Origin of the sequence: Novosphingobium sp. FKTRR1, assembly GCF_020404405.1 — a bacterium.
Classification (GTDB): domain Bacteria; phylum Pseudomonadota; class Alphaproteobacteria; order Sphingomonadales; family Sphingomonadaceae; genus Novosphingobium.
The window spans coordinates 41,260-54,409 of sequence record NZ_JAIZDA010000007.1 but is presented as its reverse complement, the minus strand read 5'-3'; the positions used below and the strand labels follow the sequence as shown (position 1 = coordinate 54,409).

The following is a 13,150-nucleotide window of genomic DNA, read 5'->3' as shown; positions in this document are numbered from 1 at the left end:
GATCCTTTTCCGTCAGGTCAGAAGTGATAGCCCAACTGCACGCCGTACGTTGCCGGGCGCCCGGGCTGGGCGACCTTGGCGTTCGGCAGGAAGTAGTTGCGCACCAGATCGTACTTCTCGTTGAAGATGTTGCGCCCGTAAAGCCCGATCGACCAGTTGCCCTGTTCGGGGCGCAGGGTCAGCGTGGCATTGGCGATCCAGCGCTTGTCGAGGTCATAGGTCGCACCAAGGAACGACGGCAGCTTGTCACGGAAGGCATAATCGCCCGCTGCTTCAAGCGCATAGCCACCCAGCGGCACCGTATAGGCGACGCTGCCCTGATAGCTCCACCGCGCGATCGGCAGCGCCTTGCCTGCCTGATCGATCGTGGTGGCGGTGAAGTTGCCGATCGAGCCTGCCAGCGAGGTCGGGTCGATCGCCTCGTACTTCGAGTATTCACCGTACTTGTAGCCGACCGACTGGGTGATCTTCAGCCCCTGCACCGGGGCCAGCACCACTTCGACTTCGCCACCCCAGATCTTGGACTTGGGCGCATTGGTGATACGTCCGATCAACCCGCTCTGCTGCGACAGCACTGTGCCCAGCACCTGTTGGTCGCGATAGTCGTAGTAGAACGCCGAGGCATCGATGCGCAGCTTGGGCCCGATATCGGCCTTGACGCCAACTTCATAGGCATAGAGCACTTCGGGCTTGAACGGGTCGATCTGGTTCGAATTGGGCGAGTTATAGACGGTAAAACCGCCAGACTTCACGCCGCGGCTGACGTTGGCGTAGAGCAGCAGGCCCTTCTGCGGGCGGAATTCGAGCCCGGCCTTGCCCGAAACCTCGTCCAGTCCGGTGTCGCGATTACCGTTGGTAAACGTGGTGACCGGCCCGATCGAGGTGCCGAAATCGCGCAGCTTGCGCGTTTCGTGTTCATAACGCAGGCCGCCAACCAGCGTCAGCTTGGGCGTCACGTCATAGCTGACCTGACCGAACCCGCTGATCGACTGCACCTTCTGGCGATAATGCGTATCGACGATGAAGCCCAGACTGTTGGTGAAGTCCGAGAGGAAGCCCTCATGCTGGACCTGATTGGAGTAATAGGCCCCGGCAACCCAGTTGAGCGCGCTCTTCTGGGTCGAGGACAACCGCACTTCCTGAGAGAACACGTAAACGTCGCTCTTCCAGAACAGCTCGGATTCGTTGGCGTTCGACGCATCCCACGATTGCAGCTCGCGGCGGCGATAATAGTCATACGCCGAAATGCTGGTCAGCCGCACGTTGTCGGTCAGATCGATCGCAGCGTTCAGGCTGCCGCCCTGCCCAACGTTGTTGCGCGAAGGCCGGGCGCTGCTCGAAACGCCTGCCAGCGCGGCAAAGGTCGGCGAGAAACCCCAGCCGGTCTTGGTGGTGTCGGTATCGGCCGGGATCAGGCCGGGCGTGCCCAGGCCATAGCCGTGCGTGGTGAAGTCCTTGAACAAATACAGCCCGGTAAGCTGCGACTTGTCATAACCGCCATGAACATTGAGCGAAATCGTGGCGGTTGCCGACGGCTTCCATTCCAGCGTGCCCTTGGCCGAAACGCGGTTGGCATCACCGAGGCTCTGCCCGGTGGTACGGTTGGTCTGGAACCCGCCGCCCTGCTCGGTGATCGCGGCCACGCGGAAGCGCAGCGTATCGCTGAGCGGCCCCGAGACGAAGGCCTCACCCTTGAACTGATCATAACGACCGTATTCAAGGTTGACCCCGGCCGAAAGCTGCGCCGTCGGCTTGCGCGAGATGAAGTTGATGGCGCCGCCGGTGGTGTTGCGCCCGTAAAGCGTGCCCTGCGGGCCGCGCAGCACTTCGACGCGCTCGATGTCGAACAACGCGGACTGCGTCGTCACCGGCACCGGATAGGCCACGTCGTCGACGTAAACACCGACGGTCGAGGCATTGTTGGTCGCATAGTCGTCAAAGCCGACGCCGCGCAGACGGAACTGGGGCTGGCCGCCACCGAAAGCCGGAACGACTTCAAGGCTGGGCACCGAGTCCTGCAACTGGTTGACGTTGGTCAGACCACGCCGCGCCAGCTCGTCGCCGGTGATGGCGGTCAGCGCGATCGCGGTGTTCTGGACCGTATCGACCCGGCGCTGCGCGGTGACCACGATATCGTCCACGCCCGAAGCGGCCGCTTCTGACGCAGGCGCAGCAGATGTCTGCTGGGCATAAGCGATCTGCGGTGCGGAAGCTGCGATTGCGACCAATGCACAACCGCCAAGAAATCCAAACCTCATGTCATATTCCCCGATTTGCCAACAGAGCCAGACTCTTGCGATCGGGCTCCTGCTTGGGGGCTCTATTATCTACCGAGTTGGTAGAGTTGAATACAGAATTTGTTGAGGCGGGTTTAGAAATCCACGAGTGCGGTTATCGGGCAACACCTGCTGCACTGCACCACGCAGGAAGAGCCGACGCTGCAAGGCATTGCCTCGATAACCGACGGTCAATCGGGATGAAGCACCATCTTCAGGGCTCCTGCCTCGCGCGCATCGAACCGGCGATAGGCTTCGGCCCCTTGCGACAAGGGCATCCGGTGGCTGATGTAGCGTTCGGGGCGCAAGCGGCCGGAACGCACCAGCGGAAACAGCGCGGGCAATTCCTCGGGCACCGAACATGTGCCGATACGGAAGGTCAGTCCGGCGGCAAAGGCGCGTTCCAGCGGGAAAGCGAACCGGCGCGACTGCTGCACTCCGATCACCGAGACGGTGCCGCGCCGGGTTACCAGCCGCAAGGCCAGATCGACCGTGGCATCGGCCCCGACGGCCTCGACCACGCAGTCCAGTTTGCGACCGTGCGTGGCCTCGCGCACGATCTCGATGGCATTGACCGGCGCCAGTGCGATCGCGCCAACCTCCTCAGCCAGCGCCCGCCGCTCGGGCACGGGATCGATTGCATAGACCACGTGCGCGCCCATCACGAAGGCGCTTTCAACCGCCATCAGCCCGATCGGGCCCAACCCGATCACTGCAACCGAAGAACCGGGGCGAATGTCGGCATTGCGAGCGCCGAACCACGCCGTGGCCATGGCGTCGGTCAGCATCAGCGCCTGATCCTGCGTCACGCCATCGGGAATCCTGACCGCGTTGGCATCGGCAGCAGGCACCCGGAACGCTTCTGCCTGAACGCCTTGCAACCCGGCGGACAGACCGTAGCAGGCCGCAGCATTGTTCTCGCAAGCGATGACATTGCCGCCAAGGCACGACCGACACGCGCCGCAACCGACCGCTGCCGGGACCATCACGATGTCGCCGACTTTGTGCCGCTTCACCGCGCGCCCGACCTCGACCACCTCGCCTACCGCCTCATGCCCGACGCAAAAGCCGATGTCCTCGGAAAAGCCGTGGCCATGATAGATGTGCAGGTCTGATCCGCAGATCGAACAAGCGGTCATGCGGATGATCGCATCGCCATCGTTCAACAAGGCGGGATCGGCCATGCTGTCATGCCGGATATCGTGCGCACCGTGATAGCAAAGTGCCTTCATCATTCCTCTCCCACCTCAGCCACGCGATCACCGCCAACCTAAAGCGACAGCCCGCCATCGACCACTAGCGTATGGCCGGTGACATAAGATGCCAGCGGCGAGGCGAGGAAGATCGCCGCGCCCGCCATATCGGCGGGGGTGCCCATCCGCCGCTGCGGGATTGCCGCAATCGCACCCGCCAGCCTGTCGGGGTGCTGGGTGGTCACCTTGGTAAGCTTGGTGTCGACCAGCCCCGGCGCCAACCCGTTAACCCGGATGCCATCGGCGGCAAAAGCCTGCCCCAAGGTCTTGGTCAGGCTGATCGCTCCAGCCTTCGATGCGGCATAGGCGGGGTTGCCGATATTGGCCTTCAACCCCGAGATCGAACTGACCACGATGATCGAGCCCTGGGTTGCCGCCAGTGCCGCGCGGAACTTGCGCGCGCAATCCATTACGCTGTCGAGGTTGACCGCCATGACCTTGTCCCAGCCATCGCGCTCGAATTCGCCGCGGCGGTAGACAACCGCACCCTGGCTGAGCACCAGCACATCGAGTGCACCGTCCGCAAACGGATCGGGCGCGGCGGCAATGGCTTCGGGGTTACCGACATCGACTTGGGTATAGCCAAGCCCGTTCAGGTCCGAACCATCGGCTGGATCATAGTCCGCTGCACTGTCCCGCGTGCCCCAGACATGAACGAGTGCCCCGCGTTCGAGAAAGGCGTGGGCGATGCCGTTGCCGATCCCACTCGATCCGCCAACGACCAGCACCCGTTTGCCGGTGAAATCCGTGTCGCTACCCATGCCTCTCTCCCCTTGGTGCGTGGCCCTTTGTGCTTGAAAGCCGCGACCTTCGCCCGTTGACCGAACGATCTGTTTGTCAAAGTGTGCCGTCCGGTTGCCGCCGCTGTCAACGTTGCAAGCGGTTGGGCCCTGTCCCGCACCGATCGATCAGGCCGAAATTGCGCTTCCCCCCGCGACCGAGCTTGAGTGCGAGGCGGCAATGGGCAATACCGGGCGGCAAGAAAAAACACGGACTTGAGGGGAAACGCTGGTGTCACAAAGCTGGAGTCCCGATCCCGATAGCGGCCCAGACAGCGGCATCACCATCCGCACGGTCGCCGCAAACGGTCTGTACTTCGAAGTTGCCGAGGCCGGCGCCGGCGATCACCTTGCGCTGTTCCTGCACGGCTTTCCCGAGTTGCATTATTCGTGGCGGCATCAGATCCCACTGCTGGCAGAGTTGGGCTATCGCGTGTGGGCTCCCAACTTGCGCGGCTATGGCAATTCGTCACGCCCGCCGGGGGTCGAGGCCTATCGCCTGCCCCATCTGCTGGAGGATGTGGCCGGACTGATCGACGCCAGCGGTGCCAAGCAGGTGACGCTGATCGCGCACGATTGGGGCGGCGTACTGGCGTGGTTCTTTGCCATCCGCAAGCTCCGCCCGATCGAGCGACTGGTGGTGATGAACCTGCCCCACCCGGCCTGCATGGCCGAAGCGCTGCGCCACTGGCCGCAACGGCGGCGCAGTTGGTACATGGCGTTCTTCCAGATCCCCCGACTGCCCGAATGGACCTTGTTGCAGGCTGATGCGCGGGGCATTCGAGGCGCGTTTCGCGACATGGCGATCGACAAATCGCGATTCCCCGATTCCGTGCTCGACGTCTATGCGCGCGCTGCGCAAGTTCCGGGGGCGTTGACTGCGATGCTCAACTGGTATCGCGCGGCGTTCCGCTACCGCGCCGACCTTGACGCCGGCAACGGCAAAGTCGATGTGCCCACGTTGCAGATCTGGGGTGAAAAGGACACCGCGCTGGGGATAGAGGCGCTGGAAGGCACCGATCGCTTCGTCGCCGACCTGACCGTGCGGCGGTTGCCCAATGTCTCTCACTGGGTGCAGCAGGAAGCACCCGAAGCGGTCAACGGATACTTGCGCGACTGGTTACCAAACGCCGGATGACCCGCGCGAATGTCGAAGTCGCTCACCGAAGCATGCCAATCCAGGTGCCCACGGCAAAGTCGAATGCCCGCGAACACCGGTTGACTTGCCGCACCTCGTCGGGAAGGAGATGGCAATTCAACAAGCAACTATGCGGTGCAAGGAATTGCTTCCAATGCCGTTTCAGCGCCGCGTGCAGGATTTCCCGTCGATTGGCCAAGCAAGTCCGTTGGGGCAAACGCCTGCTTTGGCTTGTGGGAGCAAGGCATGAGCCCGCCACTTTCCGGCAAGGCGCGGGTCATTGCGCTGGCGGCGGTTGGTGCATCGACGGTTGTCGAATGGTATGATTTCACGCTGTGCCTGTATTTCGCGCCGACCCTGTCGCGGGTGTTCTTCGGCGACAACGCACAGGCTCTGGGCAGCACGCTCGCGGGCTTTGCCATAGCCTATCTGATGCGCCCGCTTGGCGCGATCCTGTTCGGATTGTTCGGAGATCGCCACGGCCGCAAACCGACGCTGTTGCTGTCGATGGCGGCCATGACATTCGCGATGGCGGTAATGGCGGCATTGCCATCCTATCAGCAAATCGGCGCGTTTGCGGGATGGGCGTTCATCCTGTTGCGTTGCCTCATGGGGTTCAGCGTCGGCGGGGAGTACACCGCCGTCGTCGCGTATCTTTACGAAAGCGCGCCACCTCACCGGCGCGGTCTGGTAACCTCCTTGGCCGCAGCCGCAAGCGAGATCGGCGGACTTCTGGCGGTCGGCCTTTGCGCCCTGCTGACGCGCAACCTCGATGCGGCGAGTCTTGATGGCTGGGGCTGGCGCCTGCCCTTTGTGTTCGGCGCCGCGCTGGCAGGCACGATCTGGTTGGCCCGCCGCCTTGTCCCCGAAACACCAGCGTTTCACCTCCCTTCTCCCTCGCAGAGCGGTTCCCCGCTTGGCTACGCCTTGCGGCACGAGCGCAAGGGGATCGCGATCGGCTTTGCCATCTCGGCGCTCGGTTCGATTTCCTACTACGTCGGCATAACGTATGTCCCATCGTACATGGCATCGACCGGATGGCATGATCAGGCGCTGGCGCTGGAACTCTCGACCATGGCCGCGCTGGTGGTGATCACCATAACCCCGGCGGTCGGCCTGCTATCCGATGTGATCGGGCGCAAATCCGTCTTGTTGACGCTGTGCGTCGCCTGTTCGTTTTTGCCGATTGCCATGTTCAACTTGATCGCCGGTGGCGCAACCGGACCGGCGCTTGCCGCCATCGCGATGCTCGCGGCGCTGGCAGGCGGCGTCAGCGCGGTGGGTGCCATTGCCACGGCAGAGCAGTTCTCCACCCTGTCGCGCCTCAGCGGGCTGGCGCTCGGCGCCACCACCGCCACAGCAGTGTTCGGCGGAGCGACACCCTACCTCGCCCACGCGCTGCAACAAAGCACCGGACTGGCCGAGATACCCGGCCTGATGATTGCAGGCGTCGCCATCGCGGTCGGCCTGTTCCTGAGCCTGGCAATGCCCTCGCGTCGGGTGCTGCGGCAGGCGCAATAGTCGGGTAAAGAGGCAATTTCCCTCAAACCCGGTGCCCTTCAAGGGCGATTCAGCGCTTAATCTGAGGTGCCGCAATGGCGGCAAATGGCGGAGAGGGTGGGATTCGAACCCACGTTACGGTTGCCCGTAAACCGCATTTCGAGTGCGGCGCGTTCGACCACTCTGCCACCTCTCCGCGAAGTGCCAAGGGCTGCGCCAGAAGCGCCAGCCCGGTCGGGAAGCGAGCCGTTAGCGTAGCAAATCGCGCTTGCCAAGAAGAAAGGTGACGCCGGGAAGACTCTTTCCACAAGGCATTGCTTGTTTCGCGGTGTGGTCAAACCTATATTGCTTGCATGGAACGAGCCAGTTTCTTTTCGCCCCAGGCAGGTCGCCACATTACCGTCCCCCACGTGGCCGAGGCCCGCTTCGCCATCGGGGATGTGGTGCGCCACAAGCTGTTCGACTTTCGCGGGGTGATTTTCGATATCGACCCGGTCTTTGCCAACAGCGAGGACTGGTACGAATCGATCCCCGAGGACATTCGCCCACCGCGCGAACAACCGTTCTATCACCTGCTCGCCGAAAACGACGAGAACAGCTACGTCGCCTATGTCAGCCAGCAGAACCTGCTGTCCGATGGCGAATCGGGGCCGGTCGATCATCCGTCGCTGACCGATATGTTCGATGGCTATCGCAACGGGCGCTATCGTCTGCGCCGCGGCCTGTCGCACTAAAATCGAGCAAGGCCGAGGCGGGTTCGTGATCCCGCGTCGGCCTTGCCTTCAAAAGCTCAGTTCTTGAGCTTCCAGCCGGTCCGCAGCAGCAGATAGGTGCCGATCGCCAGCGCCAGATTGAGCACACCCAGCCCGATCGCGCCGTGCAGCACCGCCTCGTTGGTGTGGCCGATGTCGCTCTGCCCCAGAAAGCCGAAGCGGAAGCCCGAGATCACGTAGAAGATCGGGTTGGCGCGGCTGACCGCCTGAAAGGCCGGGGCCAGTCGGTCGATCACGTAGAATGTGCCCGAAAGCATCGACAGCGGCGTGATCACGAAATTGGTCACCGCCGCGTTATGATCGAACTTTTCCGCCCACAACGACGTGAGCACCCCGATCAGCGCCAGCAGGATCGAACCATTCAGGCCAAACCAGACGACAGCCCACGGATGGCGGATGGTGAGGTCGATTCCCGGCCACAACAGCATCGCGCCATAGACGGCAAATCCGACCAGCACCGCTCGCGTCACAGCAGCGAACACCAGTGCTGCCAGCAACTCACCCTCGGTGATCGGCGGCATCAGGTAATCGACGATAGTCCCCTGAATCTTGCCGACAAGCAGGCCGAAGCTGGAATTGGCGAACGAATTGTTGATCATGCTCATCGCGATCAGGCCCGGTGCGACAAAGCTGGCGAAGGGCACCCCCAGCACCACGCGTCCGCCGCCACCCAGCGCCAGCGTGAAAATCATCAGATAAAGCATGGTGGTGACCGCAGGGGCCCAGATCGTCTGGGTCTGCACCTTGAAGAAACGCCGGACCTCCTTCATATAGAGGGTCCACAGGCCAAGCCGGTTGACCCCGTGGAACAGCGGTTGTCCCGGCGGCGGAAAAGTGGTCCGCGTGTGCTGCACGGTGGGTCTGCCCGAACCCTGGTACGAAGCAGGCAAAGATTGATCAGCCATGGCGCATGCGGTAGGGCGAGCGGCTGCCGCTGGCAAGCCGGTGCGATGCACGGCAATGAAGGATTGATACAAGAATGAGCTGGACCGAAGAGCGCATCGAGAAGCTGACGAAGATGTGGGAAGGCGGCGCGACCGCCAGCCAGATCGCCGAAGAGCTTGGCGGTGTCAGCCGCAACGCCGTCATCGGCAAGGCGCACCGCCTTGGCCTGAAGGCGCGCCCTTCGCCGGTGAAGCCGAACGAAAAGCCCGACCCTGCGGTCGCCGCCGCGCCCAAGCCACCCAAGCCAGCGGCGCCGGTCGAGCCGCGCGCGCCGGCGCCGCGCCCCGCGCCCGTTGCTGCCGCTCCGGTCACTCCTCCGCCGCCCGCCGCCGCGCCTGTTCACGTCGCGGCCCCGCGCCCGGTCGCGGCACCGCCGGTCGCCGCCAGCGAAGACGGCGCACCCGCAGAGGTCGAGGCGCGCCCTGCGCCACGCACGCAGATCGTTTCGGTCGGACCCGGCGGCTTCTTGCGTCAGGGACCGGGCGATCAGCAGCCGCCGATCCCGCCGGCGCCGCCGCGTCGTCTGGTTCCGGCTCGTCCCAGCCCCGAGATTGCCGACAAGACCAGCCTGCTCGACCTGAACGACCGCATCTGCCGCTGGCCGATGGGACACCCGGGTGAGCCGGACTTCCACTTCTGCGGTGAAAAGGTGAACCCGGGGTTCCCTTACTGCGTCGAACATTGCGGTCGTGCCTATCAGGCGCAACTGCCGCGCGGTCATCGCCGCCCGCCCCCCCCGATGCCGTTCGGCGGTCCGCGCGTCCGCTGACCCGCTTTTCAGGCCTGCCCGATCGTGTTGGTCGGGCAGGCCCCTGATTAAGAATTCCCGCAACCTGCCGTTCTTGCGCCCATGGATGCGCGCAACGAATCGGGCCGGACCCCCAAACGGGGCTGGTGGGACTGGCTAGGCCTTTCCCCGACCGATGATCGCGACGCTGCGGCTTCACCAATGCCCCCGCCGCCGCAATCCTCGCGCGATCCCACTGCGCGCGAAGTGTGGTTGCCCGCCAAACGTCGGCTGCTTGGCCGATTGGCCGACTTTCTGATCGATCATGATCTCGAGATACTGCCCTTCACGCTGGGCATCGCCTATGACTGCGTGACCGGGGGCAACCCCCAACTTGGCCAGAAAATCCTCGAACGGACCGAAAAGGGACTGCCGCTGACGATCAAGTGGCTTGAGGACGTCTGCGACGCCACGACCAGCAACGACAGCGCACAGGCAATTGCCACGATCATCGAACAGCTTGATGCCAGCATGGGCGATGTCGCGCGCACCATGACCGGAGCGCGCTCGGCTGCGTGCCACTATACCGCTGCGCTGCAAGACCATGTCGATGCGATGGGGCGGTTCGAGAAAGCAGACGCCCCTGCAGCCGATCTTGCCCGGCTCACGCTGACCATGCTCGAACGCACCCGCCAGATCGAGCAGGAGCTTGCCCGGTCCGAACGCCGTGCCGCCCAGTTGCAGGCCGAACTCGACGAGACGCGCCGCCAAAGCGAACAAGACCCCCTGACCGGACTACCCAATCGCCGCGCTTTCGATGCCCTGTTCGAACGCGAACTGCGCGATGCCCGCGCCGCAGGCGAGCCGCTGTGCGTGGCGTTCTGCGACGTAGACAACATCAGGCGGATCAATGATGCACATGGTCACCCGACCGGGGACCGCGTGCTCAAGCTGGTAGCGCAGACGCTCAGCCGCATCTCGGATTCGCGATGCCATGTCGCGCGCCATGGCGGCGAGGAATTCGCGCTCGTGTTCCGGGGCTTGGCCCTGCCCCAAGCGTGGGCGCAGCTTGATGCCGCGCGGGCCGAAATCGCCGACCGCCGGTTGATCAACCGCATCACCGAATTGCCGCTGGGGCGCGTGACTTTATCTGGCGGGATCGCCGATGCGCTGGCCCATGGCACCCGCGCCAGTGCACTGAAGGCCGCCGATGATGCGCTGCAACTGGCCAAGCAGGGCGGTTGCAATTGCATCGTCATGGCCGGAGACGAACCGCCGGAGCCGCGCCGCAAAGCGGCCTGACCTCGCCCGCAACGCCAAAGAAAAAGGGCAGCAAGTTTCCTTGCCGCCCCGTTTCAATGTCTGGGAGTCAGATGACGTTATCAGTCGTCCGACTTCAGGAACGCGGGAAGGTGATCGGGAGCCGGTCCTTCGTCGCGGTCGCGACGGGGACGATCGCCGCCTTCGCGACGCGGGCCACGATCGCCACCTTCGCGGCGGGGACCACGGTCGCCCGAGCGCGGGCCACGACGGTCGCCGCGGTCACCACGATCAGGACGGTCGCCCTTGGGCTCGCGCGCCGGACGGGTGTCTTCCAGCTCGGCGCCGGTTTCCTGATCGACCACGCGCATCGACAGGCGAACCTTGCCACGCGGATCGATTTCGAGAACCTTGACCTTGACCAGTTGGCCCTCCTTGACAACGTCGGTCGGCTTTTCGACGCGCTCGTTCTTCATTTCGGACACGTGGACGAGACCGTCCTTGCCGCCCATGAAGTTCACGAACGCACCGAAATCGACGATGTTGACGACCTTGCCGTCATAGATCTTGCCGACTTCGGCTTCCTCGACGATGCCGAGGATCCACGCCTTGGCAGCTTCGATCTGGGCAATGTCGGACGAGCTGATCTTGATCAGGCCTTCATCATCGATATCGACCTTGGCGCCGGTTTCAGCCACGATCTCGCGGATGACCTTGCCGCCGGTGCCGATGACTTCGCGGATCTTCGACTTGTCGATCTGGATCGATTCGATGCGCGGCGCGTGGGCCGAAAGTTCGGTACGGGCCGAACCCAGTGCCTTGGTCATCTCGTTCAGGATGTGCGCGCGGCCTTCGCTGGCCTGACGCAGCGCCTGCGCCATGATCTCGCGCGTGATGCCCGCGATCTTGATGTCCATCTGCATCGTGGTGATGCCAGCGCTGGTGCCGGCCACCTTGAAGTCCATGTCGCCGAGGTGGTCCTCGTCGCCCAGGATGTCCGACAGGACGGCGAATTCATCGCCTTCAAGGATCAGACCCATCGCGATACCCGAAACCGGACGCTCGATCGGAACGCCCGCATCCATCATCGACAGACAGCCGCCGCACACCGTTGCCATCGACGAAGAACCGTTGGACTCGGTGATGTCCGACAGCACGCGGATGGTATAGGGGAACGCATCCTTGGTCGGCAGAACCGGGTTCAGCGCGCGCCATGCCAGCTTGCCGTGACCGACTTCGCGACGGCCCGGAGCGCCGAAGCGACCGACTTCACCGACCGAATAGGGCGGGAAGTTGTAGTGCAGCATGAAGCGCTGATACGACAGGCCATCGAGGCCGTCGATCATCTGCTCGGCGTCCTTGGTGCCCAGCGTGGTGGTGCAGATCGCCTGCGTTTCACCGCGCGTGAACAACGACGAGCCGTGCGTGCGCGGCAAGAAGCCGACGATCGATTCGATCGGACGGACTTGCGTGGTGGTGCGCCCGTCGATGCGCGTGCCATCCTTGAGGATGGCGGTGCGCACGATGTCGGCCTCGACCTTCTTCATGGTCTTGATCGCGACCATCTGCGTCTGCGCGCCTTCGGCAGCGAACGCTTCCTTTGCCTTGGCGCGGGCCGCGTTCAGCGCGTTCGAACGCGCCGACTTGTCGGTCAGCTTGTAGGCGGCGGCAACGTCGGCCCCGACGATGTCCTTGAGCTTCTTCTTGATGTCGGCGGTGTTGTCCGACAGGTCGATTTCCCAAGGCTCCTTGGCGGCCTTCTCGGCCAGCTGGATGATCAGGTCGACGACCTTGCGGATTTCGTCATGCGCAAACATGACGGCGCCCAGCATTTCGTCTTCGGTCAGTTCCTTGGCTTCGGATTCGACCATCATCACGGCGCTGTCGGTTGCGGCAACGACGAGATCGAGACGACCTTCGGCCACTTGCGAGAGCGACGGGTTGAGCTGGTATTCACCATCCTTGAAACCGACGCGCGCGGCGGCGATCGGGCCCATGAAGGGCACGCCCGAAATGGTCAGCGCAGCCGAGGCCGCGATCATCGCCACGACATCGGGTTCAGTCTCGCCGTCATAGCTCAACACCTGGGCGATGACGTTGATCTCGTTGTAGAAACCTTCGGGGAACAGCGGACGGACCGGACGGTCGATCAGGCGGGAAACCAGCGTTTCCTTTTCCGTGGCGCCGCGTTCACGCTTGAAGAAGCCGCCCGGGATGCGCCCGGCCGACGAAAACTTTTCCTGGTAGTGGACGGTCAGGGGGAAGAAATCCTGGCCTTCCTTGACCGACTTGGCGGCGGTGACCGCGCACAAGACGACAGTTTCGCCATATGTGGCAAGAACTGCGCCGTTGGCCTGGCGGGCAATGCGGCCGGTTTCGAGGGTGAGGGTCTTTCCGCCCCACTCCAGCGATACGGTTTTGACGTCGAACATCGATTTTCCTTCTGCCCGCGAGCCCAATTGCCGCGCGGGGTTTGCTGCCGGGGATTCCGTCCCGGTC

10 protein-coding genes and 1 tRNA gene are annotated in these 13,150 nt (G+C 63.6%); 5 read left to right on the top strand and 6 right to left on the bottom strand.

The window, feature by feature from the left end:
* Positions 1 to 17: 17 nt before the first annotated feature.
* The 3 genes from LDN95_RS09045 to LDN95_RS09035 all read right to left on the bottom strand — a co-directional run bounded on the left by LDN95_RS09045 (position 18) and on the right by LDN95_RS09035 (position 4,290).
* A complete protein-coding gene (locus LDN95_RS09045; RefSeq protein WP_226017340.1) occupies positions 18 to 2,258 on the bottom strand; it encodes a TonB-dependent receptor in 2,241 nt (746 codons plus the stop codon).
* A gap of 209 nt (positions 2,259 to 2,467) precedes the next feature.
* The gene (locus LDN95_RS09040) at positions 2,468 to 3,511 is read right to left on the bottom strand and encodes an alcohol dehydrogenase family protein (RefSeq protein WP_226017339.1); all 1,044 of its coding nucleotides are present in this window, start codon (positions 3,509 to 3,511) and stop codon (positions 2,468 to 2,470) included.
* Positions 3,512 to 3,546: 35 nt separating this feature from the next.
* Positions 3,547 to 4,290 carry an SDR family NAD(P)-dependent oxidoreductase gene (locus tag LDN95_RS09035; protein WP_226017338.1) on the bottom strand — a complete coding sequence of 248 codons (744 nt, stop codon included), beginning with the start codon at positions 4,288 to 4,290 and terminating at the stop codon, positions 3,547 to 3,549.
* A gap of 250 nt (positions 4,291 to 4,540) precedes the next feature.
* Between LDN95_RS09035 and LDN95_RS09030 the strand changes: the two genes are divergently transcribed.
* Both LDN95_RS09030 and LDN95_RS09025 read left to right on the top strand, forming a co-directional pair.
* A complete protein-coding gene (locus LDN95_RS09030; RefSeq protein WP_226017337.1) occupies positions 4,541 to 5,446 on the top strand; it encodes an alpha/beta hydrolase in 906 nt (301 codons plus the stop codon).
* A 246-nt stretch (positions 5,447 to 5,692) separates the two neighbouring features.
* Positions 5,693 to 6,967, top strand: a complete 1,275-nt coding sequence (locus LDN95_RS09025) for an MFS transporter (protein ID WP_226017336.1) — start codon at positions 5,693 to 5,695, stop codon at positions 6,965 to 6,967.
* Between the two features lie 85 nt (positions 6,968 to 7,052).
* Here the strand turns inward: LDN95_RS09025 and LDN95_RS09020 are convergent.
* Positions 7,053 to 7,142, bottom strand: a tRNA-Ser gene (locus LDN95_RS09020).
* A gap of 157 nt (positions 7,143 to 7,299) precedes the next feature.
* Between LDN95_RS09020 and hspQ the strand changes: the two genes are divergently transcribed.
* A complete protein-coding gene (hspQ, locus tag LDN95_RS09015; protein ID WP_226017335.1) occupies positions 7,300 to 7,680 on the top strand; it encodes a heat shock protein HspQ in 381 nt (126 codons plus the stop codon).
* A 56-nt stretch (positions 7,681 to 7,736) separates the two neighbouring features.
* Here the strand turns inward: hspQ and LDN95_RS09010 are convergent, their stop codons facing one another.
* The gene (locus LDN95_RS09010; protein ID WP_226017334.1) at positions 7,737 to 8,624 is read right to left on the bottom strand and encodes an ABC transporter permease; all 888 of its coding nucleotides are present in this window, start codon (positions 8,622 to 8,624) and stop codon (positions 7,737 to 7,739) included.
* Positions 8,625 to 8,698: 74 nt separating this feature from the next.
* Here LDN95_RS09010 and LDN95_RS09005 point away from each other — a divergent pair, with 74 nt between their 5' ends.
* Both LDN95_RS09005 and LDN95_RS09000 read left to right on the top strand, forming a co-directional pair.
* Positions 8,699 to 9,433 (top strand): GcrA family cell cycle regulator, encoded by a 735-nt coding sequence (locus tag LDN95_RS09005; protein ID WP_226017333.1) that lies wholly within the window; start codon positions 8,699 to 8,701, stop codon positions 9,431 to 9,433.
* Between the two features lie 81 nt (positions 9,434 to 9,514).
* Positions 9,515 to 10,693 carry a GGDEF domain-containing protein gene (locus tag LDN95_RS09000; protein ID WP_226017332.1) on the top strand — a complete coding sequence of 393 codons (1,179 nt, stop codon included), beginning with the start codon at positions 9,515 to 9,517 and terminating at the stop codon, positions 10,691 to 10,693.
* Between the two features lie 80 nt (positions 10,694 to 10,773).
* On the opposite strand, the gene pnp is transcribed toward LDN95_RS09000, so the two are convergent.
* Complete coding sequence (pnp, locus tag LDN95_RS08995; protein WP_226017331.1) at positions 10,774 to 13,083, bottom strand: polyribonucleotide nucleotidyltransferase; 2,310 nt, start codon at positions 13,081 to 13,083, stop codon at positions 10,774 to 10,776.
* Positions 13,084 to 13,150: the final 67 nt, after the last annotated feature.

Coding starts and splice junctions, on each gene's coding strand:
- LDN95_RS09045 (WP_226017340.1), bottom strand. CDS start 2,258: ATGAGGTTTGGATTTCTTGGCGGTTGTGCATTGGTCGCAATCGCAGCT.
- LDN95_RS09040 (WP_226017339.1), bottom strand. CDS start 3,511: ATGATGAAGGCACTTTGCTATCACGGTGCGCACGATATCCGGCATGAC.
- LDN95_RS09035 (WP_226017338.1), bottom strand. CDS start 4,290: ATGGGTAGCGACACGGATTTCACCGGCAAACGGGTGCTGGTCGTTGGC.
- LDN95_RS09025 (WP_226017336.1), top strand. CDS start 5,693: ATGAGCCCGCCACTTTCCGGCAAGGCGCGGGTCATTGCGCTGGCGGCG.
- hspQ (WP_226017335.1), top strand. CDS start 7,300: ATGGAACGAGCCAGTTTCTTTTCGCCCCAGGCAGGTCGCCACATTACC.
- LDN95_RS09010 (WP_226017334.1), bottom strand. CDS start 8,624: ATGGCTGATCAATCTTTGCCTGCTTCGTACCAGGGTTCGGGCAGACCC.
- LDN95_RS09005 (WP_226017333.1), top strand. CDS start 8,699: ATGAGCTGGACCGAAGAGCGCATCGAGAAGCTGACGAAGATGTGGGAA.
- LDN95_RS09000 (WP_226017332.1), top strand. CDS start 9,515: ATGGATGCGCGCAACGAATCGGGCCGGACCCCCAAACGGGGCTGGTGG.
- pnp (WP_226017331.1), bottom strand. CDS start 13,083: ATGTTCGACGTCAAAACCGTATCGCTGGAGTGGGGCGGAAAGACCCTC.